This window comes from Xenorhabdus poinarii G6 (genome assembly GCF_000968175.1).
Classification (GTDB): domain Bacteria; phylum Pseudomonadota; class Gammaproteobacteria; order Enterobacterales; family Enterobacteriaceae; genus Xenorhabdus; species Xenorhabdus poinarii.
This window is the reverse complement of sequence record NZ_FO704551.1, coordinates 3579889-3606532: the sequence shown is the minus strand read 5'-3', so window position 1 is coordinate 3606532 and position 26644 is coordinate 3579889. Positions and strand designations below refer to the sequence as shown.

The 26644-nt window shown below is 43.2% G+C and carries 26 protein-coding genes and 3 pseudogenes; 11 read left to right on the top strand and 18 right to left on the bottom strand.

Going from position 1 to position 26644, the window contains the following annotated elements:
• Positions 1-44 precede the first annotated feature (44 nt).
• From XPG1_RS16680 to dinD (XPG1_RS16665), 4 genes and pseudogenes are all read right to left on the bottom strand, one after another.
• Complete coding sequence (locus XPG1_RS16680) at positions 45-1367, bottom strand: DUF6575 domain-containing protein (RefSeq protein ID WP_045960238.1); 1323 nt, start codon at positions 1365-1367, stop codon at positions 45-47.
• Positions 1368-1793: a hypothetical protein gene (locus XPG1_RS16675; protein ID WP_045960237.1), complete on the bottom strand. Its 426-nt coding sequence runs from the start codon at positions 1791-1793 to the stop codon at positions 1368-1370.
• Positions 1794-1968: 175 nt separating this feature from the next.
• Positions 1969-2703: pseudogene (locus tag XPG1_RS16670) on the bottom strand (tyrosine-type recombinase/integrase); the annotation flags it as partial.
• Positions 2704-2862: 159 nt separating this feature from the next.
• A pseudogene (dinD, locus tag XPG1_RS16665) lies at positions 2863-3480 on the bottom strand (DNA damage-inducible protein D); the annotation flags it as partial.
• Between the two features lie 65 nt (positions 3481-3545).
• On the opposite strand from dinD (XPG1_RS16665), the gene XPG1_RS18145 reads away from it, so the two are divergent.
• Positions 3546-4240 (top strand): IS1 family transposase gene (locus XPG1_RS18145; RefSeq protein WP_157879522.1). Its coding sequence is split into 2 segments (ribosomal slippage): positions 3546-3795 and positions 3795-4240, totalling 696 coding nucleotides; the frame shifts between segments, so codons are not numbered across the junction.
• A 26-nt stretch (positions 4241-4266) separates the two neighbouring features.
• Here XPG1_RS18145 and dinD (XPG1_RS16650) read toward each other — a convergent pair.
• The 5 genes and pseudogenes from dinD (XPG1_RS16650) to XPG1_RS16635 all read right to left on the bottom strand — a co-directional run.
• Positions 4267-4476 (bottom strand): annotated as a pseudogene (gene dinD, locus XPG1_RS16650) (DNA damage-inducible protein D); the annotation flags it as partial.
• Positions 4477-5180: 704 nt separating this feature from the next.
• Positions 5181-5459: a hypothetical protein gene (locus tag XPG1_RS18620; RefSeq protein ID WP_157879421.1), complete on the bottom strand. Its 279-nt coding sequence runs from the start codon at positions 5457-5459 to the stop codon at positions 5181-5183.
• The gene (locus XPG1_RS16645; protein ID WP_045957660.1) at positions 5366-6502 is read right to left on the bottom strand and encodes an IS701 family transposase; all 1137 of its coding nucleotides are present in this window, start codon (positions 6500-6502) and stop codon (positions 5366-5368) included. Before XPG1_RS16645 ends, XPG1_RS18620 begins: the two co-directional genes overlap by 94 nt.
• 162 nt (positions 6503-6664) lie before the next feature.
• On the bottom strand, positions 6665-7933 hold the full coding sequence (locus XPG1_RS16640) for a tyrosine-type recombinase/integrase (RefSeq protein ID WP_045960234.1): 1269 nt from the start codon (positions 7931-7933) through the stop codon (positions 6665-6667).
• A gap of 184 nt (positions 7934-8117) precedes the next feature.
• On the bottom strand, positions 8118-8981 hold the full coding sequence (locus tag XPG1_RS16635; protein ID WP_045960233.1) for a YicC/YloC family endoribonuclease: 864 nt from the start codon (positions 8979-8981) through the stop codon (positions 8118-8120).
• Between the two features lie 124 nt (positions 8982-9105).
• Between XPG1_RS16635 and rph the strand changes: the two genes are divergently transcribed.
• Together rph and pyrE are read left to right on the top strand one after the other, a co-directional pair.
• Positions 9106-9849, top strand: a complete 744-nt coding sequence (rph, locus tag XPG1_RS16630; protein ID WP_045960232.1) for a ribonuclease PH — start codon at positions 9106-9108, stop codon at positions 9847-9849.
• Positions 9850-9941: 92 nt separating this feature from the next.
• Positions 9942-10583 (top strand): orotate phosphoribosyltransferase, encoded by a 642-nt coding sequence (gene pyrE / locus XPG1_RS16625; protein WP_045960231.1) that lies wholly within the window; start codon positions 9942-9944, stop codon positions 10581-10583.
• Between the two features lie 164 nt (positions 10584-10747).
• Here pyrE and slmA read toward each other — a convergent pair whose 3' ends face one another.
• From slmA to coaBC, 3 genes are all read right to left on the bottom strand, one after another.
• A complete protein-coding gene (gene slmA / locus XPG1_RS16620) occupies positions 10748-11347 on the bottom strand; it encodes a nucleoid occlusion factor SlmA (RefSeq protein WP_045960230.1) in 600 nt (199 codons plus the stop codon).
• Between the two features lie 156 nt (positions 11348-11503).
• Complete coding sequence (dut, locus tag XPG1_RS16615) at positions 11504-11962, bottom strand: dUTP diphosphatase (protein ID WP_045960229.1); 459 nt, start codon at positions 11960-11962, stop codon at positions 11504-11506.
• Positions 11940-13184 carry a bifunctional phosphopantothenoylcysteine decarboxylase/phosphopantothenate--cysteine ligase CoaBC gene (coaBC, locus tag XPG1_RS16610; protein WP_045960228.1) on the bottom strand — a complete coding sequence of 415 codons (1245 nt, stop codon included), beginning with the start codon at positions 13182-13184 and terminating at the stop codon, positions 11940-11942. The genes dut and coaBC overlap by 23 nt, the downstream gene beginning before the upstream one ends.
• A 269-nt stretch (positions 13185-13453) precedes the next feature.
• Between coaBC and radC the strand changes: the two genes are divergently transcribed.
• The 8 genes from radC (at position 13454) to mutM (ending at position 20644) form a co-directional block, all read left to right on the top strand.
• Complete coding sequence (gene radC / locus XPG1_RS16600) at positions 13454-14146, top strand: RadC family protein (RefSeq protein ID WP_045960865.1); 693 nt, start codon at positions 13454-13456, stop codon at positions 14144-14146.
• Between the two features lie 278 nt (positions 14147-14424).
• Positions 14425-14661, top strand: a complete 237-nt coding sequence (gene rpmB / locus XPG1_RS16595) for a 50S ribosomal protein L28 (protein WP_045960226.1) — start codon at positions 14425-14427, stop codon at positions 14659-14661.
• A gap of 11 nt (positions 14662-14672) precedes the next feature.
• The gene (gene rpmG / locus XPG1_RS16590; protein WP_010847629.1) at positions 14673-14840 is read left to right on the top strand and encodes a 50S ribosomal protein L33; all 168 of its coding nucleotides are present in this window, start codon (positions 14673-14675) and stop codon (positions 14838-14840) included.
• A 236-nt stretch (positions 14841-15076) separates the two neighbouring features.
• The gene (locus XPG1_RS16585; RefSeq protein ID WP_045960225.1) at positions 15077-16195 is read left to right on the top strand and encodes a glycosyltransferase family 4 protein; all 1119 of its coding nucleotides are present in this window, start codon (positions 15077-15079) and stop codon (positions 16193-16195) included.
• Between the two features lie 177 nt (positions 16196-16372).
• Positions 16373-17362, top strand: a complete 990-nt coding sequence (locus tag XPG1_RS16580) for a glycosyltransferase family 9 protein (RefSeq protein ID WP_045960224.1) — start codon at positions 16373-16375, stop codon at positions 17360-17362.
• A gap of 15 nt (positions 17363-17377) precedes the next feature.
• The gene (locus XPG1_RS16575) at positions 17378-18499 is read left to right on the top strand and encodes a glycosyltransferase family 4 protein (protein WP_045960223.1); all 1122 of its coding nucleotides are present in this window, start codon (positions 17378-17380) and stop codon (positions 18497-18499) included.
• Positions 18480-19709 carry a glycosyltransferase family 4 protein gene (locus tag XPG1_RS16570; RefSeq protein ID WP_045960222.1) on the top strand — a complete coding sequence of 410 codons (1230 nt, stop codon included), beginning with the start codon at positions 18480-18482 and terminating at the stop codon, positions 19707-19709. The genes XPG1_RS16575 and XPG1_RS16570 overlap by 20 nt, the downstream gene beginning before the upstream one ends.
• Positions 19710-19822: 113 nt before the next feature.
• Positions 19823-20644, top strand: coding sequence for a bifunctional DNA-formamidopyrimidine glycosylase/DNA-(apurinic or apyrimidinic site) lyase (gene mutM, locus XPG1_RS16565; RefSeq protein ID WP_045960221.1), 822 nt, complete (start codon positions 19823-19825; stop codon positions 20642-20644).
• Positions 20645-20686: 42 nt separating this feature from the next.
• On the opposite strand, the gene coaD is transcribed toward mutM, so the two are convergent.
• From coaD to rfaQ, 6 genes are all read right to left on the bottom strand, one after another.
• Entirely contained in the window at positions 20687-21169 is a 483-nt protein-coding gene (gene coaD, locus XPG1_RS16560; RefSeq protein WP_045960220.1) for a pantetheine-phosphate adenylyltransferase, read from the bottom strand.
• Positions 21166-21945, bottom strand: coding sequence for a glycosyltransferase family 2 protein (locus XPG1_RS16555; RefSeq protein WP_045960219.1), 780 nt, complete (start codon positions 21943-21945; stop codon positions 21166-21168). Before XPG1_RS16555 ends, coaD begins: the two co-directional genes overlap by 4 nt.
• Positions 21945-23222, bottom strand: a complete 1278-nt coding sequence (waaA, locus tag XPG1_RS16550) for a lipid IV(A) 3-deoxy-D-manno-octulosonic acid transferase (RefSeq protein ID WP_045960218.1) — start codon at positions 23220-23222, stop codon at positions 21945-21947. The genes XPG1_RS16555 and waaA overlap by 1 nt, the downstream gene beginning before the upstream one ends.
• 104 nt (positions 23223-23326) lie before the next feature.
• Positions 23327-24430 carry a glycosyltransferase gene (locus XPG1_RS16545; protein ID WP_045960217.1) on the bottom strand — a complete coding sequence of 368 codons (1104 nt, stop codon included), beginning with the start codon at positions 24428-24430 and terminating at the stop codon, positions 23327-23329.
• On the bottom strand, positions 24430-25557 hold the full coding sequence (locus XPG1_RS16540; protein ID WP_045960216.1) for a glycosyltransferase family 4 protein: 1128 nt from the start codon (positions 25555-25557) through the stop codon (positions 24430-24432). The genes XPG1_RS16545 and XPG1_RS16540 overlap by 1 nt, the downstream gene beginning before the upstream one ends.
• On the bottom strand, positions 25554-26624 hold the full coding sequence (gene rfaQ, locus XPG1_RS16535; RefSeq protein WP_045960215.1) for a putative lipopolysaccharide heptosyltransferase III: 1071 nt from the start codon (positions 26622-26624) through the stop codon (positions 25554-25556). Before rfaQ ends, XPG1_RS16540 begins: the two co-directional genes overlap by 4 nt.
• Positions 26625-26644: the final 20 nt, after the last annotated feature.

Sequence of the window (26644 nt, the reverse complement as noted above, 5' to 3'; positions counted from 1 at the left end):
AAATAGAATAAAGAGAGGTAATCCTCTCTTTATCTATGCTTTAATCAGACTTCGTTTTTTGGATGTCTTTCATCATTAAAAGATTTGGCATCTAAATAATGTGGCTTGAGCTGTTTCCACCACGATGATAGAGTATTTGCTCTACGGGTAATTGTTTTGCCAGATAAGGTTGGGCAGCGTTCAGTCAGGAAATCCTTAGCAGTATTGGGGTCAATCTCAGCAATATTAATTAAATCAAAGTGATTTATCCATGCCCATGCACATTCACTGGCTTCAAAGGCATTAGCGGTAATCCTATATTTTGTGTTGCTATCTGACAGAGCAATTCTTTGCCCCTGAGGTGTTAACTCACCATTATACTCAACAAATCCAAGTATATGAGCAGATTGTCTATAATAAGCAACTAGTCTTGGTTTAACACTTAATGATATAGCATTTACTGGTTCATTATTCCATTTTAAGTCAATAAGTTTGAACACTTTTTCAATATCATTTCCTTGAGGAACTTTGATTGATGAAATATATGTAAGAGCTCTTTTCTTTAGGCGCGATAAATATATCTCTGCATCAATCTTGTATATTTTTATGATTTTATCTGGTTCTGCCGAAGAGCGCAGTTCAAAATCAATGCTTGAGTGTTCTATTGCTTTTAATAAATTTAGGAAAACTTTAATATCTATATCCCATTCTTCTAAGAAGGAAATGATATCTTTTTTATGGATCATTAACTCTGATGCTTTCGCCAAAAATTCTTCGAATTTCGTCAAGTTTTCTGCATGAAGAGAAATTGCAAAAGAACCATACCTTGCATTTAAGGGTTGTAAGCTACTAATAATATCATGTGATTTGTTAAAGCCAAATACTAGTTCACTAAACCTATCACAAACAAGGCTCATATGTTCTAATAAAACATTTTTCTTAGATTTCTTATTTGTTTTAGATACAATTAACTCATGTGTTGGGATGAGATCATTTTCAAGAATGCTAGGAGAATAAATTTTTATACTTTTTACAAAAACATTTTCCTTAGGAAGTTTTATCTCTGATATTTCATTTTTGTGTTTAAAATTAACAATCAGCTCTTTGCTGGAAGAGAATGGCAATTTAACGTCGTAAAAATAGTCTTGTTCCTGTTGTTCAAGTATTGTTTTTAGATTTAATTGTTTTTTTTCAAAAGCTATTATTTTAGCTTTTGAACACGGAATTACATACCAATTTTCGGAAGTTGCTTCATCGCCAACCCAATATACAAAGAAGGTTGAGCCGCTTTCATTTTCAGCATAGAAAATTTTTGGACCATCAAACTCGAGGTAAACATTTATTATTCTTAGTTTACCAAATGTTGGATAACTAGCGAATAATTCCATTTATTTAACCTCGCTAAAATTTATATGGATTTGGCTATTTTTTTTTAGCCACAATGTAATGTGACCCTCTTCAAGGGTTTTACGCATTTTCCCCATACTAGCGTTGACTACGCCGCTGGCTAACTTGCGTTGTTTCAAGGCTTCAGGTAGCGATTCCATCGCTTCAAGTAAGAGTTCTTTACTAGACCACACACTTGTCCCATAAACAGCCTGTTTTTTTTCTAAGGTATTACATTTTTGATGCCTGTTAGGCTGTTCTTGATGGGTTGACCAAAAACACTCTTCTGTCGGCGGTAATGATCTAACTAGCCTGTATAAAGTTCCAGCTGCATCAACAGAATCCTTCGGTGGTAGCTCAAGATCAGATGGGAAAAAGTCGGGCCAACCATCTTTTTTTACGTTCTTAGAATCTTGTTTTTTTAACATATTGGTAACGGTCGGTAGATTTTACAGATTGCTATATTTACCCTCAAACTGGTCGTTAAATCAAGAATACTTCTCACAAGTATTGATCACTCAAGGGAATATGGCGCAAAAAGATGGTTGAAACCCAACTGCTGACATGTAACCAATCTGATTATCGGTTACATGTCAGTACATTTCATGCGATACCCTTTCTCAATGGCATCACGTTATAGCCCTTGCCCCTTTCTAAGGACGTAAGCAAATTAGCCCATAGCTCCAATGCTTCTTTCCTCTCATCAAAATACTGATAGCGGTTGTAAATCCCCTCAACGTCTTTGATTCTGTGGTTCAGGCATCGTTCTGCAACTACTGGGTCAACACCCAATGCCGCCAGATGTGAACGTGCGGTGCGTCGAAAATCATGAATAGTAAAATTAGGCACATTAGGTAGATTGCTCTTTACCTTGCTCAAAGCAACAGGCAGTGTGCTTTCCTGAATGTGGGGAATCATGCGGTACTACATCTTTCTAGCTGGAAGCACCCACTGGCTATTGCAGGATATCTGATGCAGTTCTTTCAGCCATTCAAGTGCTGGTACAGGGATAGGGATATCGATCGCATCACCATTCTTAACTCGTTCAGCGGGTAAACGCCAGATAGCTTCGTCAAGATCGAACTCTTCCCAACGTGCACCACAGAGTTCCATCTTACGGCAGCAGAACACCAGCAGAAGCTTCATTGTCAGCTCGTTCTGGCGTGAGAACCCTTTTGTCATCGGCATTGCCTGCAAGAATTTCACAAGCTCTTCACGGCTTAATCAGCGTTCTCTGCTTTTTTCCTGCCCACCCGCATCATCAATTTCAAAAGCGCCAGTGGGGTTCGTTTCCAGCATATGGCGTCTTATCCCGTAATCGAAAATACGGCGAGTCCATAGGATCTATTCATTGAGTATGCGATATGAAGCCTGCCCTTACTGGGTTCATGCTATTCAATATTTTCTATGGGTAAACCCTTGGGTACACGCTAAATCGAGGTATACCACTAGCTGATTGTAATATGTACAATCGAAAATCACATATTAGCGATGTGATTACTTTTTGAGTTTTTTCTTTGCTGTCGTTTCTAATTGCTTGATGCTTTTCTCTGGCGATGGTAAATCCTCTGGCATTGTTCCGCCCAACTCTTGGATTGTATCCCTTACTTTTCTTACAACGTCAAAATGGGTCTGGTTTGCTTGTGTTTTGCCTTTTACGTTATCTCGCCTCAGCTTTTCCTCGGCTTGGGTTGCTCTAAACAAGTTAGCAGCAAGCTCCGTTGACCCCATGTGATCTAATATCCGTTGTGTTTTTTTTAAGCCTTTTCTCTGGTGAATTGCTTTTTGGTCTAGTCCACCATATAAGCCTTGGTAGCCGTGATTTTGGAAAATGGCAAAATCAATACTTGTTTCTACGCCTGCTCGCTGGGCTGTTTCAACTAACTGCTTGTTATGCTCTTTTAGCTCATTGCGTAGCAAGAGCCGCTTTTTATCTTCTTGCAGTTCTCTAAATGTTGCATCATCTGCTAGCTCTTGTCGCCTGGTTTGAATTGCAAAATATGTCTGCCCTGTCGCTATCACTGGTTTGCTCGGATCGCCATTTTGTACAACGAGATAGCAGGCATAACGAGACAGTATTACATCCTTTAATTTTCTTTGTGCACCTGAGCCAATATTGGGTCGTGTATTCAAGGCGTTGTTCCTTAGTTATAATCACCATTTTTATGGGGAGAACTTGAGTGGCAACAGTGGAAGTAAAATGCCGATTTTGCAACCAAATAAAAGCGGTGAAAAAGCATGGTAAAGGGAAAGGGGGTCACCCGCGTTATCGTTGTTTCTCCTGTCATCGCACTTTCCAACTGGATTATTCTTATCGCGCCTGTCATGCCGGGATAAAAGAACAAATCGTTGATCTTGCCATGAATAATTCAGGTATTCGTGATACCGCACGGGCATTACACATCAGTATTAATGCTGTTGTTCGCACCCTAAAAAACTCCGCCCAAGATGGGTAACAGCACTGCCACTGGATAATTTGGAAATTCAGTTGGTCTGTGAAGTTGACGAGATGTGGTCTTTTGTCGGCAATAAAAAACAACAACGTTGGTTATGGTATGCTTGGGAGCCCCGTCTGAAACGTATCATTGCTCATACCTTTGGAAGGCGGAATAAGAAAACGCTGAAGAAGCTATTGAAAAAACTCGCTCGATTCAACGTAGCTTTCTGGTGTACAGATAATTTAAATGCTTACAATATGTTACAAACGAATAAACACCTCATCGGGAAAAGTTTCACGCAACGGATCGAGCGTGAAAATCTCACTCTTCGTAATCGAATTAAGCGATTAAACCGCAAAACATTGGGTTATTCAAAATCGCCGGAAATGCATGATAAAGTCATCGGGACTTTTATCGAAAGAGAATATTATATTTAGAGTCAATCAACGCATTGAATACACAACCCAATATTGACCATATCGAGGACATCCTCGAAATGGTTTTCAATATTGTGTCCGCTATGGGAGCAAGCTTCTTTAGCTCGTTCTAAAACAGGTGTAAAGTGACGATACTCCGAATATTCAAGCAGCTTAGAAAGCTCTCTGGCCGACCAAAATTCGTTACCTGATTCATCAATTCTTTTTATTTCTTCAAATGGCTGGTGTTGCTCCATGGTATCGCCCCTCTCAGGTTGGTAGTATAGATTGATGCTGTGGGTAGCTTACCTTTAATGTAATCATTAGCCCACCAAATTGTAAGCATGGCGTTGCTTGCATTTATCACAAATCTAAAACCATTCACAAAGTAAAATAATCACCCACCAAGAGACAGCGTTAACTGTGGCCTTTTTACATGCTCATACAACGCAACCAGTTGCACGCTAAGCTACGCAGATAAAATTTGGTGGTCTAGATAGATTTATTTGGTTCACGTCACTACATCACACCTACGCCACGTAATCCCCACGAAATAAACGTAAACCCGACGTAAAACGCACTACTCCGCACCCGCCTGCACGTTTTGGATCAAAAAGTTTTTTCAGTTTGAAGATCCTACAAACCAAATCACCAGATCGCGCCAGTGCTGGCTGTGTGAGAAAAATCACAAACTGAAATGAGTGAAAAGAATTTCAGTAAATTACAGTTTCCTATTCCGTCGTATTCTGATGATGTGATTGTATGATGTTGAAATAAAATAATTTTTCTATTTTACGTGAGATTTTTACTTGGGCGGAAACCCAACATAAAAACTAGAAAGCCAGTCTTTATGCGGGGTAAGAGGAAATGTAAACTGAAATGGTGTGAAACATTTATTTTCACTGTTCACGTTCTGCGCCTGACAATTCTGGCCAGAAAAGGTTGATGCTGATTCTTAGTACTACAGCCGTAATTGTTCTGTAAGCCGATGATTTCCCCGGCGACGATAATGACATTGTTGTGCCCGGTATTGATGCCGTCGTCGCCAGTCTGACCAATGTAAAACCTGTTCGATTGTCTCTCCCGCTTTTTCCATCAGTTTTGACAGCAGCTTACGGAGTTCCGCTACACTGAGCGGAACCCGACCTACCGGTGTTTTTTTTTCTCCTGTACCCGCAGAACCGCGAGGACTGCATGGGCCAGTAACGACAAGGTAATATGCCGGTGCCAACTCTGCCATCGCCGCACTTCGTAGTGATCCAGTCCACATTTCCCTTTGATTTCCTTAAAGCCACTTTCAATTTCCCAGCGACAACCCGCCACCTGAACCAGCGTATTAAGATCCGCCTGTTCTCGCAAGGCATACACCACATAGTAAGCCCGTTCCTGTCTACTATCCCGGCTGCGGCGAACCAACAGATAATGACCATAACGCCGCTCCTCTTCACTGAGCTGTAAACGCCATAATGGCACAACAGCCCAGTCATACTCACGCTCACCTTTTGTTCCCGTTCCCGCTGACCGTGTTTTCCAGTCAGCGGCAGTCAACGTATCGGCAATCCGGTCAGCACGCATATACTCTGGCCCTCGCCACCATAAGGGGGTATTGCAGGGAATGGCTAACACAAAGGGTTGGTATCGGGATTCCAGCCAGACCCTCAGACGACGGTCACGGCCATACACTTCATCCGCGGTCACCCAGCGACAGGGCACGCCGGCATCCCATGTCCGTTCCAGCATCTGCCGGGCTAACTGGGGTTTCGTTGCAAACGTGACACTGGCCGGGATACCCGCGGCTTCACAGCGGGCACGGTCATCGGTCCATTGGCGGGGCAGGTATAAGGCCCGGTCAATAAAAGCATGCCCGCCGTGGCCGGCGTAACATAGAAAGACGCCTATCTGGCTGTTTTCTACCCGTCCAGCGGTCCCACTATACTGACGCTGTACCCCGGCAGAATGGGTCCCTTTTTTGATAAAACCGGTTTCATCAAGGATAAGAACTCCCTGTTCATCGCCCAAATGTTCGGTGACATAATCCCGCAGGATATCGCGGGCCATCTCGACATCCCAGTCAGCGCGTTCCAGCAAATATTGAATGCCATCGGGGGAACTTTCCCCCATCCATTCAGCCAGTTGCCAGCTATTCTTACGTTCAACATCACTGAGCAATCCCCGAAGATAGGCGAGGCTGCGTTGTCGCGGGCCGGTAGAGTGAAATAAGGGAGCCAGACGGGCATGTAATGCCTGTAGCGCCTGTTCCCAGATTTTGGCAGGGGATGGCATGTGACACCACCTTTGATTCAAGGAAGAAGAACCCCATCATGGCACAATATGGATTACGGCTGTAGTACTAATCCACATAATAATAAGGCTAATTGCCTTGTATTTAATGCTGGAGTTTTTGCCTCTCGTTCAAATATTCCTAATTTAATAAAGCTAACCACGTTATTTCCTCGTCACATTTTTATTTATTGGAGTCACGTTGTAATTTTCACCTTTCTCCAGTGCCACCAGAAAATCACACCATCTGGCTAATGCTGCTTTCCGTTCATCAAAATAATCATGCCTGTTATAAATACCTTCAACACCTTTTATACGATGATTTAAGCAACGTTCGGCAACAAATGGATCGACACCTAAAGCGGCTAAGTGGGTTCTGGCGGTTCGTCTAAAGTCGTGAATGGTGAAATTAGGTATGCTAGGCGGTAGTTCTCGTCTTACTTTGGCAAGTGCAACGGGTAGGGTGGTTTCTTGGATATGTGGAATCATGCGGTGTTGCATTTTTCTTGCTGGTAGAACGTATTGGCTACTACAGGCCATTGGTTTTAATTCCATAAACCAATCGATAACTTGTGGGCATAGAGGAATATCTACTGCATCACCGTTCTTGCTTCGTTCTGCCGGGAAATGCCAAACTCCATTAGCAAAATCGAACTCCTCCCAACGAGCAGCGCATAGCTCCATTTTGCGCAAGCATAGAGCTAGCAATATCTTAAAGCTGATTTCATTCTGACGGCTGATTGTGGACGCTCTGAACGCCCTCAGCACAATGATTAATTCTTCTCTGGTTAGCCATCTATCGCGTGATACTTCTTTCCCACCAGCATCAGCAACCTCGAATGCTGAACAGGGATTTACATCAATGAGTTGACGTCTGATACCATAATCAAATATACGTCTGACCCATCGTAGAACATCTGTAGCTATAGTTGGTGCACCCCTGTCGACGATGCTCTTTAGCATTTCATCAATATGACGGGGTTTAACATCCTCGATATTCATATCACCGATGCGTGGATTAATATCCTTATCGATACGCCTACGCAATATGTCGGGATGTTTCCAACGAGGAAGTATCTGGCGTTTGAAGTATTCGGCTGCTAGATCTGAAACTTTGATAGCATTTTTTTCAGCCTCAATTTTTGCCAGTGCTTCAGCTTTGCGTTCTTGTTTCTCCATAGCAACGTCATAGCCCAGAGATACGCGGGCTGATAATTCTTTTGTTATCTCTCTGGCCTTAGCAAGAGATATATCAATATACGAACCAAGCAATACAGATCTGCGTTTACCTGCAAACTTATATCTGAAACGCCAAACTGGGTGTTTATAGTTTTCTCTGTAGCTCAGATATAAGCCGTTACCGTCCGTTTTACCTTCGAACCTTTCCCCTGACTTTATCCATGCCCTAATCTGTTTGTCTGTAAGTTTTGGCATTGGGTTACCTCCTACGGCTAGCGTGGGTACACCTAAAATTATTTTTACTAGCTAAGGTGTACACCTAGGTGTACCCAATAATCATGCGCTATTGTGAGTTTTAGTGCAATCTCATGATAGAATAAAAGCCAGCAATACATTGTATAAACTGGCTTTTTGATATTTTAAGAGTCTCTATGAAACACTATTCAATATTTTGAATTTGTTCGCGCATCTGTTCAATTAGTACCTTCAATTCAATGGCCGTGTTGGTCACATCTGCATTAATTGATTTTGAGGCTAATGTGTTTGATTCGCGGTTAAATTCTTGCATCATAAAATCTAATCGGCGGCCAACAGCCTCTTTTTTCTTCAGAATATTACGTGTCTCTTTAACGTGAGCGTCCAGACGATCTAATTCTTCTGCTACATCAATCCGTTGCGCTAATAAAATCAGCTCCTGCTCCAGACGGTTATTATCCAACTGAATTTGTGCATCGTCCAATTTGGTTTGTAAACGTTCACGTTGCCATTGCAGGATGGCTGGCATTTGTTCACGGACTTTAGCCACACCGACAGTCACAGCATCCAAACGCTGTTCAATCAGTGCTTTAAGTGCTTGCCCTTCCGTCTCGCGACTCTGAATAAAGGTATCGAGTGCCAGCTCCAATTCCGCCAGCAACTGTGTGCTGATGGCATCCAAATTCTGCTCTTCAGCAGACATTACTCCCGGCCAGCGGAGAATATCCACCGGATTGATTTCGCCTTCACCGCTTTGCAACTTAACCCAGTTGGCTGCTTCAACCAGTTGTTTTGCCAGTTTTTCATTCAGAAGTAAGGAACTTTGAGACTGGATATCCAGCTCAAAACGCAGGTTACATTCCACTTTACCGCGCGTCAGTCGGGAACGAATGCGCTCGCGGATAACGGGTTCAAGGCTTCTGAGTTGTTCTGGCAGGCGAATATAGGTTTCCAGGTAACGTTGATTGACAGAACGCAGTTCCCATGCCGCATTTCCCCAATCTCCTTTGATATCTCGCCGTGCAAAAGCAGTCATACTACGGATCATAAGTCGTTCCCAATTATAAAATGATGGATGGATTATAACGCCCCATGTAGATGCAAGATAGGCATTCACCACTTTAGGCCGTATAATGTGCCTCCAATCATGTATTAACAACGGAGATCACACGATGAGCTTAGTAGGAAAGCGTCCAGCGGGAAGAGCGGCAGGGCAGGTGCGTCCTATTAAAATGACCCGTCATTACACCAAACATGCGGAAGGCTCTGTGTTGGTGGAATTTGGGGATACTAAAGTGTTGTGTAATGCCTCCGTTGAAGAAGGAATTCCACGTTTTCTTAAAGGTCAGGGGCAGGGCTGGATCACGGCTGAATACGGTATGTTGCCACGGGCAACCAACAGCCGTAACGCCCGAGAAGCTGCCAGAGGTAAGCAAACCGGGCGCACGATGGAAATCCAGCGTTTGATTGCCCGCTCATTGCGTGCTGCGGTCGATTTGAAAAAGTTAGGTGAGTTTACCATTACGTTGGATTGTGATGTGATTCAAGCGGATGGTGGAACCCGTACTGCTGCCATTTCTGGTGCCTGTGTTGCGTTGGTTGATGCTCTGAATAAGCTGGTCACGGACGGTAAATTGAAGGCAAGCCCATTAAAAGCGATGGTCGCTGCAGTATCCGTTGGGATCGTTGAAGGTGAAGGGCGTTGCGATCTGGAATATGTCGAAGACTCTGTGGCAGAAACTGATATGAATGTCGTCATGATGGATGACGGCAGAATGATTGAAGTGCAGGGTACAGCAGAAGGTGAACCGTTCAGTCATGATGAGTTGCTTTCTTTGCTCTCATTGGCCAAAGAGGGATTGGAAACCATTTTCGCCGCGCAGAGAGATGCGTTAGAACAAGAATCATTAAATTAATCAATCAGGCGGCTGAAGAGTCGCCTTTTTTATGCCTGCAATATATCTGCAATCGAGTCATTAATAAAAAGAATCAAAGAGGAGTAACTCCAATGAAAGCCTATCAGCGCGAATTTATTGAGCTGGCACTGAAAAAACAGGTACTGAAATTTGGCGAATTTACGCTGAAATCTGGTCGCAAAAGTCCTTACTTTTTCAATGCGGGGCTGTTTAATACCGGGCGTGATTTGGCATTGATTGGTCGTTTTTATGCGGCAGCGTTGCTCGATAGCGGGATCAAGTGTGATTTGTTGTTTGGGCCGGCTTACAAAGGTATCCCGATTGCGACAACTACCGCAGTAGCATTGGCTGACCAGCATGCTATTGATATGCCTTATTGTTTTAATCGCAAGGAAGCCAAAGATCATGGTGAAGGTGGTTCGCTGGTTGGTAGCCCTCTGCAAGGTCATGTCGTGGTTGTCGATGATGTGATTACTGCGGGGACGGCGATTCGTGAATCAATGGAAATCATTAAGCAGCATGGGGCAACGCTATCTGGCGTGATTTTGTGTCTGGATCGTCAGGAACGCGGGCGTGAAACGCTTTCCGCCATTCAGGAAGTGGAACGTGACTACGATTGTCAGGTTTTCTCCATTATTACCTTGAATGATTTGGTGAGCTATTTGCGTGAAAACCCAGAAATGCAATCTCATCTGGAAGCTGTGGAAGTTTATCGTAAAGAATACGGTATTTGATGGTCAGCAAACGTTGCGAGTTGCTAGCGACAGATAGATTAAGAAAAAAATCCCCTCGCCCAACGGTGGGCGGGGTGAGTAGTAGAAATGGCATCCACCTGTTATCGTTTATGGTATATCAGGTACACATTGACGATATGGCGACAATCTGTTGTTGTGGCAGATTATTTTAGTTGGATCAATATTAAAGGCCATCGTACTTCAAATTCAGTTGTCGGACGATAGCGAAATTCAGAACGAACAAAACGGGAGAGCATCCCTTCACAAAATGCCAGTAATTGTGAGGCCAACACGGTTTCGTCATAGTTGAATCCTTGTCCATCCCGGATTTTTTTCTCTTTCAAGATTTGCCGAAGCTGCATTTCAATGCGCTCAAATAGCTGGTTGATGCGATTTTGCAATCGGTCTTGTTCGAACATTAGCGCATGGCCGGTCATGATACGGGTCAGCCCCGGATTCTTTTCCGCAAAACCTAACAGAAGCGCGAGGATGAGCCGAATGCGCGTGATGGTGTCTTTTTCATCTTGCAGGATCAAATTGATGCGTGAAATTAAGGAATCTTCAATAAACTCAATTAAGCTGTCAAACATCCGGGTTTTGCTCGGAAAATGACGGTAAAGAGCTGCTTCAGAAACGCCAACGTTTGCGGCGAGTTTTGCAGTCGTAATGCGTTGGCTACCATCACTGGATTCCAGCATGTGTGCCAGTGCCTGCAAGATTTCCTCGCGTCTATTTTTCTTTTTTGTCCGTTCTTTTTCTGCCATGTCTGATAAGACCCCTGCTAAAACAGCAAAACAAATCCTGCTACTTTTTTCCTCAATATTTTTGCCACAATATTTTGTCCACAATGTGATTGTTGAGCCGAATATTGTGGACAAAAAATATGAAAATTGGTTGACGGTATCAGGTTTTATGGAAAGTTATTGACGACCGGAATGGCCAAAACCCCCACTGCCGCGTTGGCTCACCTCAAAATCGTCAACTAAATTAAATTCAGCCTGGACTACCGGGACAAAAACCATTTGGGCGATGCGTTCACCCGGTTCGATAGTGAATGTTTTATCACCCCGGTTCCAAACAGAAACCATTAATTGCCCTTGATAATCGGAGTCAATAAGTCCCACTAAATTACCCAGAACAACACCATGTTTGTGGCCCAGGCCAGAGCGCGGAAGAATGACGGCGGCCAGTTGTTCATCGGCAATATGGATGGCAATCCCAGTTGGAAGCAATTCAGTTTGCCCAGGAGCCAGTTCCACCGCATTATCCAGACAAGCACGTAAATCTAAACCCGCAGAGCCAGGTGTAGCATAAGTCGGTAAAGGAAGTTCTTGCCCGATGCGGGGATCAAGGATTTTAACGTCGATTTTTTTCATCATAGCGTTTGAGTATCTCGTCTAATAAGCGGTGGCTGAGTTGTAATTTACTACTGTGAGGTAAATGAACACTGCCATCATGCCAGAATAGATGTAATGCATTAGTATCGCTGTTGAAACCATGTCCAGCCAGGGATACATCATTCGCGCAAATCAAGTCCAGATGCTTTTGCTTGAGTTTTCCGCGAGCGTATTCTTCCACATTCTGGGTTTCGGCTGCAAATCCAACGACAAATGGACGTGCTTTTTCCATTGCGGCAACGCTCGCTACAATGTCAGGATTTTTCACCAGTGTAAATGTGATTTCATCACCTTGCTTTTTGATTTTCTCTGTCGAAATGTGTTTAAAACGGTAGTCAGATACGGCAGCACAACCGATAAAGATATTTTGTGAGGCCGCCGTTGCTTGAACCTGTTCATGCATTTCCAACGCACTACTGACATCAATGCGTTTGACGTGCGGTGGTGTTGGTAAATTCACGGGGCCTGCGATTAATGTCACGTCTGCGCCACGCGCTGCTGCGGCTTGCGCAATGGAAAAGCCCATTTTACCGGAGCTATGATTGCTGATGAAACGAACAGGATCTAGGGCTTCACGAGTAGGGCCTGCCGTAATCATGATGCTTAGGCCAGAAAAATCTTGCTCGGTATTGAAATGTTGTATCGCCCGTTCAACAATCGCCATAGGTTCCAACATTCTCCCGGGGCCAACATCACCACAGGCCTGGCTGCCTTCATCGGGGCCCCAAATCAGCACATTACGCGCTTTCAATAGTTTCAGGTTATGTTGGGTTGCCGGTGCACGGTACATTTGTTGGTTCATTGCCGGCGCAACAGCAATAGGTGCAGCGGAAGCCAGACAAAGGGTGGTGACTAAATCATTCGCCATACCGGCGGTTAAGCGAGCCAGTAAATCAGCGGTAGCAGGAGCCAAAATGATTAAATCCGCCCATTTTGCCAGTTCGATATGCCCCATGGCTGCTTCGGCTGTAGGATCGAGAAGATCATCAGAGACGGGATGACCAGATACGGCTTGTAAGGTCAGTGGTGTGATAAACGCTTCTGCTGCGGGAGTCATAACGACGCGTACCTGAGCACCGTGTTCACGTAAACGGCGTACCAGTTCGGCCGCTTTGTAAGCGGCGATCCCGCCACTTATGCCAAGGATGATTCGCTTATCGGAAAGCGAAATATCAGAACGTTGTTTGCCGGAAAATCCTGTCATTTTGATTGCCCAGATGTAAGTTGCAATTCCTTAAGATTCTATCATAAGAAAATATTGGGTTGAGCAGCCGTCTGATGTTGATAGTCAAAAATGGCAAGTTTGCGAAGTGCTGCGCAAGCCAGACAGATGAAACTGGTGATGGTTTTTTCATCGTGGGATAGTAACAGCGTGAATGGTGAAGACAGGTAGCGGGCAAATAGATATGGATTGATGGTTTCCATTTGTCATTGGGAAATAGAGGATAACGAAGATTACAGGGAGGGGGAATGATGGATTCCACGGTCGTAGAACGAAGTGATGAATTGCATTTAAATCTTCTGCCCCGGGAGAAGTTACTGGCTTATGGTGCGGTTTCCCTAACAGATGCTGAATTACTGGCAATCTTTTTGCGAACGGGAGCCCGGGGTGTTCCTGTCGTACAAATGGCAGAGCATCTGTTGAAATCATTTGGTTCGCTTTATCATCTTTTGTCTGCTGATTACGCTGATTTTTGTGCGCATAAGGGGATGGGGTTATGCAAGTATGTGCAACTACAGGCAGTCGCTGAATTGGCAAAACGGTTTTTCTCCAGTCAGTTTCTCCACGAAGATGTCATGAGTAGCCCCACAGTCACTCAGCATTATTTGCAGGATTTATTATCCTGGCAAGACAGGGAAGTGTTTGTCGTACTATTTTTGACAAACCAGAATAAAGTCATTTGTTATGATGAAATGTTTAAAGGGACGATAAACAAAGTTGAAGTTCATCCGCGTGAAATTGTGAAACAAGCGGTTAAAGTGAATGCGGCATCCATCATTCTTGCCCATAATCATCCTTCCGGTGATCCAGAGCCTAGCCTGGCTGATAAAGTCGTGACAGAAAAAATTATTGAGGCTTGTCAGTTAGTGGGGGTCAAGGTTTTGGATCATATTGTTGTTGGCAAGCAATATTGTGTCTCATTTATGGAAAGAGGTTGGATTTGATATGGTTTTTTCGCGATACGATCAGATCTTAGTTGTTCGGGACTTGAGCATCAGCGAATGAGGGCGTATACTACGCCACCTTTGAGGATCTTGGGTTTGGCGAGAAGAGCCTATCTCAGTACATTTTCTTACTGGGAAAATGCGAGTCTTTTCGGTAACGTACTTTTCAGTCAAGACGATTTTCAGTAAAAAATTGACTGAGATGGGCTCCTAAGCCTGACGAGGCGGTCACACCCAATACAAAGCTCGAGCTGATTTGATTTTTGGAGAATAGAGACATGTCCCGAGTCTGCCAAGTTACTGGCAAGCGTCCGGTGAGTGGTAACAACCGCTCTCACGCATTAAATGCGACTAAACGTCGTTTTCTGCCTAACCTGCACTCTCACCGTTTCTGGGTTGAGTCAGAGAAACGTTTTGTAACTCTGCGTGTATCTGCTAAAGGTATGCGTGTGATTGACAAAAAGGGTATCGACAATGTTCTGGCTGAACTGCGTGCCCGTGGTGAGAAATACTAAGGAGCTGAAAAATGGCTAAAGGTATTCGCGATAAAATTAAGCTGGTTTCTTCTGCTGGTACTGGTCATTTCTATACCACTACGAAGAACAAGCGTACTATGCCTGAAAAACTGGAAATGAAAAAATTCGATCCAGTTGTTCGTCAGCATGTCATGTACAAAGAAGCTAAAATTAAATAATTTTAGTGGACTATAAAAAAACCCAGCGTTAAGCTGGGTTTTTTTATACCTGCTTGTCGCTCCTCGCCCATTCTCACCACCTCATTATCACTGTTCCAAGGGTAATGTCGCTTTGCATGTTGAAATCTACAGGGGAGAGATGTGAGGAGGATATGTTAAGGGGAGATGTGTGTAGACGTCATACATTGTTCCGCTATACTAGCGCTTTTTTAATATAAACCGTCAGGTGTGGCGCTATGGCTGGAAAGACCTTGAATATCTTACATACAGAATCATCATGCGGCTGGGGAGGGCAGGAGATTCGTATCCTGACGGAATCCCAGGGCATGATACAGCGTGGCCATCATGTCGTGATCGTATGTTGTCCAACCTCAACCCTGTACCGTGAAGCGCATCATTATGGTGTGCCAGTTGTTGCCCTTCCTATTGAAAAAAAACGTCTTCCTTGTCTTCGGGCAATGCGTCGCTGGTTAAAGACAGAAGGCCGTCAATTTGATGTCATCAATACCCATAGTTCGACGGATTCTTGGCTGGCAGCGGCGGCATGTGCCACATTAAAAAATATGCCTCCGATAGTCAGAACCCGCCATGTCTCGACCGATGTTTCAAAATCGATTGCGACCCGTTGGCTGTATCTGCGTGCTGGTCAACATATCGTGACAACCGGAGAAAAGTTGCGCCAGTATCTGCATATACATAATGGCTACCCTCTTGCCCATATGACTTCAGTACCGACGGGGATCGATTTATCGCGTTTTCATCCTGAAAGTAAATCTCTGAGCCGTCAGCATATCGGTATCAAAGACAAGCCCACGTTGGGCATTGTTGCCACAATGAGAACGTGGAAAGGACACCGTTATCTGCTTGATAGTTGGAAGGTTCTTCATCAACGTTACCCTGATTGGCAATTGTTATTTGTGGGGGATGGCCCACAGAGAAAGAATTTAGAACCACAGGTTCAGCGGGAAGGATTGACAGACAGTGTTATTTTTCTTGGTAATCGTCAGGATGTGCCTGATTGTTTAAATGCAATGGATATTTTTGCCTTACCTTCTTTTGGTAATGAAGGTGTTCCTCAAGGCATTATGCAGGCAATGGCATGTGGATTGCCTGTTGTGTCTACGTCGGTGGGGGCTATTGCAGAAGCGGTCATTGATGAAGAGACCGGGTATATTATCGAACCTAAAAACGTTGGAGAATTAACAGAAAAATTAGACATATTAATGCATGATACCAAACGACGTGTAAAAATGGGGGACGCTTCCCTGAAACGGGCGACTCATTTATTTGGGCTGGATAATATGTTAGATAAAATGGAATCTATTTTTTATCGCTGTTCAGAAAGCCAACGGTGATATTTTTTTATCAGCATCAATGGAATAAACGCTATTTTTTGTTTAACTATATTGAAATAACGTTTATTTTATTTTTGTTTTTATTAAAAATTTTCACAGTAAATAGAACATGTAATGGCTTTGCTGTATAGTGTCTAAACTACCAATCCTTGGATTGATAATTTCATATTCATTATTATGCAACCCCAAAAAATTTTAATCATCAATATTGCCCGTTTTGGCGACACATTATTGGTAACCCCGGTTATTCATGCCTTGAAAGAAAAGTGGCCGGAGGCGAATATTGATCTATTGGTGCACAAAAAAACAAAAGAAATCCTTGAAAATATCGATGAAATTAATGAATTGAAAGATTTTTCAAAGGGCAAAGCCAGATGGTGTGGCTGGTTTTTCCGCCGTCAGTATGATTTGGCACTGGTATATGGCCATGATAAATCCTTATTGCAGTATGCCAAACGGGTAGCAAATTTAACCGTTTATTTTGCTGATGCCTCTGCTGCAAAATCAAATGAGTATGCTGTTGCAAGACCGGATGAATTGATGCCTGCGCAACAGGAAAGGGCTTTGTTAATTAATGCACTTGGGGTTGAGATCAGTGATTGGCGTTTGCAATATCGGGTCAGCCCACTTGAAGAAGAATATGCCAGCGATTTTCTTCGTCAACAAGGAATAGAACAACAATTAAGGATAGGTTTTCAGTTACAGAGCTTTCCGGCAAAATCTTATCGTGACTGGCCTGTAGAACACTTTTATGAGTTAGCTCAACGTATCTACCATCATTATCCACATGCCCATATTTTACTGCTCGGTAGTAAAGAAGGTGAAGATAGCGCCCGCAGGCTGGCTGAAAAATTGGGCGCTGACAGATGCTCGTCTTTGGCTGGTAAAACAACAATGCGGCAAAATGCGGCAATCATGAATAAACTTAATTTGTATGTGGGTGTTGATACAGGCACGACTCATCTGGCCGGGGCATTAGGAATACCCATGGTTGCTCTGTATCATAGTTTTCATCCTGGGCGTTTTCTCGCACCTCAACAGCATCCAAAATTAGCGATAATTGAACACCCGGTAGGTTATAAACAGGCGACTCGTCAAGATACAATGTCAGCGATATTGGTAGATCAGGTCTGGTGTTCTGTTCAGCATTTGCTGAAAAATGAATAAAGGGTAGTGAACAAAATGAAGATAGGATTTATCGATGTTACCGTTACCATGTCCTACGGCGGTATTCAAACCGCAGTGTGGGAGTTAGCCAAGGCATTGACAGATGCAGGGCATGAAATTCATATTTTCGGTGGTACTGGTGATGTCCGGCCTGCCTTGGGCGGAAGAGATATCCATATCCATACTTTTCCCTTTATTCCCAGAGAACGTGTGCTTAATATTGGGCGTCGTTTTCAACGCATTGTTGAACGTTACTCTTTTGCCCGTCATGCCCGTGAAACGGTAATTGCCGAAAATTTTGATTGGGTCATTTTGACGAAGCCTTTTGATTTTTTCTGGCCCAGAATGATGCCTGTATCATCTCGCACCCACTTTTGCTATATGAGTGGTGGAACCAGTTTTTTTAAAGGAGATAGAAGGCTTAGTAAGAAAATCGCTGCGTGGGTCGCCTGCAGTCATTTTAATGCCTGGCAGATCCAGCACCACTTCAAGCAATTTCCAAGCGTTATTTATAATGGTGTGGATATCGATAAATTCAAACCGGCTGATTCTGATGTCCGAACTCGCTTAGGAATCGATGAAAAAACATTCCTGTTAACGTTTGCTGGCAGATTGGTGGGTTGGAAGGGCATGAAAGTTGCTATCGATGCCATGGCGCTATTGCGGGACAAAGACGTTACGTTATTGATTATTGGTGCAGGTGAAGAGTTGAGCGCGCTTGAAAAGCGAATAGCTGATTTACAGTTGCAACAATCGGTCATTCTGCATCCTTCAGTGAGCCACGATCAGTTACCTGAATTTTATGCCGCAGGAGATGCGGGCATTTTCCCCAGTATTGGTGATGAAGCATTTGGTATTACCATCGCCGAATCAATGGCATGTGGACGTCCTGTTATTGCCAGTCATATTGGTGGGATCCCGGAGGTGGTTGGCAACGAAGGTCATGCTGGCATTCTGGTGACGCCGGGAAATGCAGAGGCAATTGCTGGTGCAGTGAATCATCTTTTAACCTTGCCAGATAGAGGGAAAAGTATGGGAGAATCCGCTCGTCAGAGGATTGAATCAATGTACACTTGGGAACATTCTGCTGAACGTTTATTAAACGCGATAAAAAATAATGAAAATTGCGTATATTGATCCTTATCCCGTGCCTGATTATCGGGTTGCATCCCTGCAAATTCTACAGAATGTAGATGCTTTTGCTCGACAAGGACACCAGGTTTATCTGATAACCCCAAAAGGCCAAAGCCAAGTTGAAGAGATTCTTGGCCGGCCGTTACCCCCTTCTGTGGATTTAATTCCACTGCACAATATACGAAGAAAATGGTACTTCCCATTAAATACCCAGAAACTGTTTTATTTGCAGGTTTCCCGGTGGCTTAAAGAGAATCAGGTTGATGCACTGTTTACCCGTAATCTCAAAATGGCGAATTATCTGCTGTATAAGCATCCAGATATCCCTCATTTCTTTGAAAGTCATGAAGTATTTTCTTTGTCATTTAAAGAATCGCATGACTTACTGAAGCGTAAAAATCAGCATAAATATCATAAACTAAGAAAAATGGAACAGCAGGTTTATGAACATTCTGAGGTTATCTTTGCCCTGACTTCGCTATTGAGAGAAGATATTTATAAGCAATATCGTGTCAAGACACCGATTATTGTGGCGTCTGATGGGGTTGATATGTTGGCGGTTGAATCCGCTAAACAGATGCTGCCCGATCTCGGGGTCGATCGCCAATATCCACGTCCTAAAAAAGTCCTTTACTTGGGGAGCTTACATCGCTGGAAAGGCATTCCTACGGTGATGAACGCTATGGCTTACCTGGATAATATTGAACTTCATATTGCCGGTGGTACTGCCGAGCAAATCGAACGGTTGCAACGGGATGCCAACCAGATTGGCGTGAGTGATAAAGTCAACTTCCTGGGTTTTATTCAACCGCAAAAACGCTTTCAGGTGATTGCTGATAGTGATATTTGTGTTCTGCCCTTGACGAAAACCAATATTGGCAGTCGCTATACTTCTCCCCTTAAGCTTTTTGAATATATGGCCATGGGCAAGCCGGTGGTGATTTCTGATCTCCCTTCTATTCGTGATGCCGTTGATGAAAATGCAGTCAATTTTGCTGATAGTGAAAACCCCCAAAGTTTTGCTGAACAAATACAATGGCTGATTAATCATCCCGCTGAAATGCAAGCAAAAGCAGACTATTCTCAACGATTGGTCACCGAGCGCTTTAATTGGGATCAGCGTGCAACGTTAATTATGGCTGTGATATTGGAAAAAATTGCTCAAAGCCCTGTTTGCCGAACAGAGCCGGTATGCCGATGCTCCCGTCAATAGCGTTGAAAATGTCATTACCAGCATGAACAAATTTGGCTGCAAATCAAACTTGAAAAAGGTATTGTGATCTGCGCAGACACTGCTATAGCTGATTTTTTATTTAAGGAGGCAGAATGCCGGAGCTACCAGAGGTGGAAACCAGTCGCAGGGGGATTGAACCTCACTTGGTTGGGAACGTGATCCAGTGTGTCGAAGTCAGAAATTCCCGTTTGCGCTGGCCTGTTTCTGCACAAATTATGGCCCTTTCAAACAGGCCAGTGCTGAGTGTTCAGCGGCGAGCAAAATATTTATTGCTCGAGTTGCCAGAAGGCTGGATTATTATCCATTTGGGGATGTCTGGCAGTCTGCGCATCTTGTTAAATCAACAACCTCCCGCAAAGCATGATCATATTGATTTGATGATGGCGGACGGCAAAATTCTTCGATATACCGATCCCCGACGTTTTGGCGCGTGGCTGTGGAGTCATCATCTCAATGAGTGTTCCGTACTGGCTCATTTAGGTCCAGAGCCTCTTTCTGATCAGTTTGATGGTGAATATCTCTACACGCTCTCCCGTCATAAAAAAACCGCCATTAAACCTTGGTTGATGGATAATAAAATTGTCGTGGGGGTTGGCAATATCTATGCCAATGAAGTGTTGTTTGTGGCTCATATCTTGCCTGACCGCTCAGTGAATTCGCTGACGCGACAAGAAGCTTATCTCATCGTCGAGACAATCAAGCAGATCTTACGCCGTTCTATTGAGTTGGGAGGGACGACACTGAAGGATTTTCTGCAATCAGATGGTAAACCGGGGTATTTTGCTCAGGCGTTATTTGTCTATGGTAAGAAAGGTGAATCTTGCCCACGATGTGGTGAAGAAAGTGGTGCGAAAATTGAGAGTATAAAGCTGGGACAACGTAGTACCTTTTTCTGTCGTCAGTGTCAGCATTAAGCGTATTTGGGGACAAAAAATCATTGTCCCACTATAGCGGTATTATTTACCTAATTTTTTCAGCATTGCCTTTGCAACTGGCTCTGACAGGAAGGATGAAATATCGCCATCATGGCGTGCAACATCTTTGATTAAAGATGATGAGACGAAAGACAATGCCTGAGAAGGTAATAAAAAGACACTTTCCAGCTCAGGCATAAAATGCCGATTCATATTGGCGAGCTGCCATTCATATTCAAAATCGGAAACAGAACGTACACCACGGATTAAGATATTAGCTTGTTGCTTTTTGGCAAAATTAACCATCAATTCGCTAAACCCAACGACATCGACATTGTCCAGATGCGCTGTCACCTCTTTTGCCAATGCGACTCGTTCTTCTAAATTGAACATAGGATTTTTTCTATCACTATTGGCGATCGCTAATAAAACATGGTCAAACATGTTGGCGGCACGGGTAACAATATCAAGATGACCGTAGGTGATGGGATCAAAGGTGCCGGGATAAATCGCTTTTCTTTTCATCGTTGCTTTGTACTCTTTGTTTGAGTCAGTTCCCAAAGTGCCGCGTATTTATTGAATGTATATTGGGCATTCACTATTGCCAACATTAGCCCCTGCTTACCATCCAGAAAGCCCGCTCTTAAGAGCCAGGTTTTGCAAAATGCGCCCAGCGTATGGCTAATTATCGAAAAATAATGGGTTTTTCTGCCTTGCTCGTAACGCTGTTTCGCCCAGTCTCTGGCGTAATTTAACTGTTTTTGCTGAAATTTCAACAGATTACGACAGGTCAGGTGACGTAAATCACCTCTTAACGTGACGATGGGGGCACCTTGCGTATCAAGGGATTCATGCACCTGATTATCGTTGTATTGATACCGTTCACGGCAATAAAGGCGAATAACGTTATCGGGATACCAGCCACTGTGTTTCATAAACCGCCCCATAAACAGATTCAGGCGTGCACAGCGATAGACTTTATGATCGTCAGGATTAGCTAAAACCTGTTCAATGGATGCCTTCAATTCAGGAGTGACGCGCTCATCGGTATCAATCATAAAAATATAATCACCGCTGGCATAGGATTGCGCAAGCTGTCGTTGACGCCCGAATCCAGGCCACTGAGTATTCAGGTAGACTTTTGCCCCCATCTCGCTGGCTATTTGGCAAGTAGCATCGGAACTACCGGAATCCAGGACGATGATCTCATCAGCCCAACTCACCGAAAGCAGGCAGTCTGTAATGACATCAGAGGCATTTTTGGTGATCATGACAACGGACAAACGTTTTTTCGCGCTCATCAATGGCTCCTTGGGGGAAGATAAGGCTCCAGTAATTTTAGCAAGCGTTGAAGGGCGCCCTGGTTTTCATGTAAAACTTCTGCTGCGTGGTGGCCATAATAGCGCCGATAATCTTCGTCTGTCAGCAGGCTATTGATGGCAGCGCTTAATGATTGGCTATCTGTCACGGTAATGAGACCATTTGCTTTATTCAGCTTGGCACAGATATCTTTAAAATTAAAAGTATGTGGCCCCATGATAACCGGAATTGCATGGGCTGCGGCTTCTAATGGATTATGTCCCCCACGTTCTATCAGGCTACCCCCGACAAACGCCAGATCCGCAATACCGTACAGAAGCATCAGTTCGCCCATCGTATCTCCGATCACCACTTGCACATTGGCATCAGGAATCATATTGGCGCTACGTAATACTGCGTTCAGCCCGGCTTTTTGGGTCAATTCTGCCGCTTTTCCGAAGCGTTCGGGGTGGCGGGGAACCAGGATCAGTAATAAGTCAGGAAATTGTTTAAGCAGTTTACAATGTGCATCCAGGATGATCGACTCTTCCCCGTCATGAGTGCTGGTTGCTATCCATACCGGGCGATGAGGTGCCCATTGGCGGCGCAATGTCACGGCCTTGGCTGCGAGTTCTGGTGTAACAGAAATATCGAATTTAAGACTACCCGTGACAGAGAGCTGGGAGCGTCTTAATCCCAATTCGATAAAACGTTCACCATCTTCCTGATTTTGGGCGGCGATTAACGTGATCTTATTTAAAATAGTTTTGATAAAGCTACCAATTTTTTGATAGCCCACGGCGGAACGAGCGGATAATCTGGCGTTGGCGATAACCAACGGGATTGCCCGTTGATGTAGCTGAATGATCAGATTCGGCCAGAGTTCGGTTTCCATGATAATCACTAACTTTGGCTTGATGTGATCAAGAAAACGGCTCATTGAACCTGGCAGGTCGTAGGGAAGGTAGACGTGGTGAACATCATTACCCAGAGCAGACAGAACCCTTTCCGAGCCTGTCGGTGTCATGGTCGTAATCGTAATCGGCAAAGAAGGGTAATGATGTCGTAATATCCTCACTAGCGGAATAGCCGCTAATGTCTCTCCAACAGAAACGGAATGCAGTAATATCCCCCCAGGCGTTACCTTTCGGGCACAGAAGCCATAGCGTTCTCCCCAGCGTTTACGATACGCAGGGGATTTACGGCTACGTAGCAGTAGACGTAACCAGATAATGGGTTGGATAATATAGAGAAGTACCTGATATAAGCGAAGCAACATTCTATCAAATTCACTGACATAGACTGCGGTTATAGTATCACACTGGTTTGAAGAAAGTGTGTAAAATGCGAGCCTCTTTAAACTATAGTTTGGTATTGTGTATACTATTTTTCTATTAATCCAATATATTGTTTCTGTATATTGTTTGCTTCAAATTTTTTATACAGTTCTTCTGTCATTTGTGGAGGAATATCGTAAGCAAGGCGTATTTTTTCTGCCAAAGAGCCGGCATCGAGTTCAGATAGATAATTTTTCAATTGACCTGTCATGATCTCTCTAACTCCGCCAGGGCAATCAGTACTGACGATAGGTGTATGACAAATTAATGCTTCAATTAATACTGTCGGTAATCCCTCACTGTCTGAACTTATCACAACAGCTTTTGCTTCATTGATAATGGGATGCGGATTAGGCTGAAAACCAGCCCAAATGACTTTATCATCTAATCCATGTTTATGGATTCTGACTTTAAGATTATCTTCTACTGCTTTGGAACCTTGTCCCACAAGGATTAGCTTACATGGGAGATTGGTTTGTGCAAACGCGTCTATTAGTCGATCTTGGCGCTTGACTTCATGTAAGCGCCCAACATGCAGAATATAATTTAACCCATGATAAGGATTGGTTTCTGAAGCCTGTGCTTTTATTTTCTCAAAGTCGAAGGGATTGTAGATAGTTTTTATCTGTTTGGGCTTTATTCCGATGTTGTTTACAAGATCATTGCGAACAGCATCAGAAACGCAAATAATTTTTTTATTTTTATAAACTTTTTTTATCTTTTCTTTTTTTATCCAATAAGAAAGCCCTTTTTTATTGCTTAAATAGGAGTGAGAAAAAATCCCATGAATACAATGCCATACATTGAATTTCTTCAGGATTTTGGATTTAACTACGATACGGTCAGTTTTATGTAAATTAGATATGACAAGTAAAGGCTTACCTTTTTGTTGGAAAAGCTTAAATAAAACTTTATCCATCGCTTTAGCCCTACGGTTTATTTCATTGAGTTTTCGTAGTGGTCCTTGATAGTCATCTAAACTGGTAATGTAATGGATATCATCCTGGATGATATAATCCAATTGATTATTCAGTGAAAGTAATGAAACTTGGTAGTTTGATCTACTCAAACTCGCGGCAAGACGAAGAGTCACATTTTCAGCTCCTCCGCCAGGCAACCCATCAATAATAAAAAGAATATGTTCTTTCACTATGTTAAAACTCGTTGATAAAGATCGTTTAATTGTTTAGATAAATTTTCAGGGGTTGCAGCGATTATTTGGTTTCTGGCGGCAATAGACATATCTGTGCCGAATATATTAACAGGAATGCGATAAATCGCATCCCTTAGTTTTTCAATATCTAAGGCATCACAGATAAAGCCATTTTTTCCTTCGGTGATAAATTCAGCCCCTCCACATGTTGTGCTAGTGATAACGGGCAAGCCGCATGCCAGAGCTTCAAGGATCACATTGGGAAATGGATCATATAACGTCGGTAGGATCAAAGCATCAGACAATTGATAAAAAGGCAGTGTGTTTTGTTGTAACCCCATAAAACGAACGCGATGAGAACACCCCAAGGTATTGGCAATTGCCTGATATTTTTTCTGCTTTTTGTCTTTGCCAATGACTAATAGGTAACTATCTGTTTGCGCGACAGCTTTAATTGCGGCTGATAATCCTTTTCGTTCAAAACCTGAACCAACATAAATTAAGCATCTTGCAGCCGTGGGGATTTGGTATTGCTGCCTAAGTTGTAGCCGGGATTGTTCGTCAGCAGGAAAGAATGTTGTGTTATCGATCGAATTGTATATAACGGCAATTTTATCTTCAGCTACACCAAATTCTTCAATAATTTCCTTTTTTATCATTTCAGCGTTACAAATCACTTTTTTTAAAGAAGGATCTGCATACATTTCTGCTTCTGTATTCATCACATAGCGGTGATAGCGATCATCTAACAGCCATCGTGCTTTCCATGTTGGTAATATACGAGCTCGTTGGTGTAACCAGCGTTTGTGTACACCATCTCCAGCCCGATAAATATCACAGCCAGCAATGCGTTCATGGCTTTGAACTAAATCAAATTGTTCTTTTTGCCATAATTTCCGTGCTGATGTGGCGAAACCCCTTTCACGACTGATTCTTCCATATTTAATGGGATCACATAGATGAATATGCCAATTTGGGTTAGGTACACCTTGCCAGGAACGTGTAATGACATTCAGTTCAAGTTGTTGGTGTTTGAGTGCTTCCAGAGCTCTTGAGATAAAACGTTCAGCACCTCCATCTGGACGGTACTTTTGACGGACAATGGCTAAACGTAATGGTTTCATGAAATATATTTCCTTGCTGCTGAAATGACGGCATCTGTAGGTATTAGATCTAAATAACGTTCGTTTGTATGAGTTTTTATATTATCTGGGTGTGGAATATTGCCATAATCGCCGGCCCAAATCACCTCACCAATAGATTGCCAAGGCTTCCAAAACGTCAGTTTGGATGGGCCGAATAATGCTATGTTGGGTGTTTCCAGGGCAGCGGCCATGTGCATTGGGACCGAATCTACACCAATAAATAATTCAGCGTGATCAATCAACGCGGCAAGTTTGGGTAATGTCAACTTCCCGGCGAGGGAAAGAATATTCTTTTTGCTATCAGGGCAGTGTGACAATATGGTGGCTACCATCTCCAGTTCCTTTTGCTCTGGCCCAGAAGTCATGATGATGTTATGTCCATCTTCTTGCAGAGCAGTAATCACTTCTGCCATTTTCTTTTCATCCCAACATTTAAAAAACCATCGGGATGTAGGTTGAATAACAATGTATTTTTCTGGAACTTGATGTTTAGAAAGTACTTTCTTGAGCCACTGTAAATCACTATTACTATAGTTCATGGTCACTTTTGTAATCATTGAATCAAATTGCAATGGTTTTAGGATAGAAAGATTTTGTTCTACAGTATGCAATAAGTCATGATCATCTGTTGGTATAACCTCGGTGTGACAAAAACGCCATTTCCAATTTTGTCGTTTGGGGAAACTAAGAGCCAAACGGGTTGATGCACCAGTCAAAAGGGAAATAAATGCACTTCTCCACTGATCAGCCAGATTGATCACTAAATCATAGTGTTGTTGTCTTAATGCTTTGAGTAGAGCCCACTCATGCAATAATTTCTTTTTGGTGCCTAATTGTTTCCATTGACGATCTATGGAAAAAATACGCGAAATCTCTGCTGAATTTTCCAACATGGGGGCCGTTTCTTGATAAAGGAGTACATCAATTTCTGTACCTGGATAGTGGAGTGCAAGTGTGCTGATAACAGGCGTTATCAGTAACATATCCCCGTGATGTTGTAATTTAATCACCAGAATGCGTGTGATTTGATTGTTTTTTAGTGTCATTTGTTGAATTCTTTAGCATG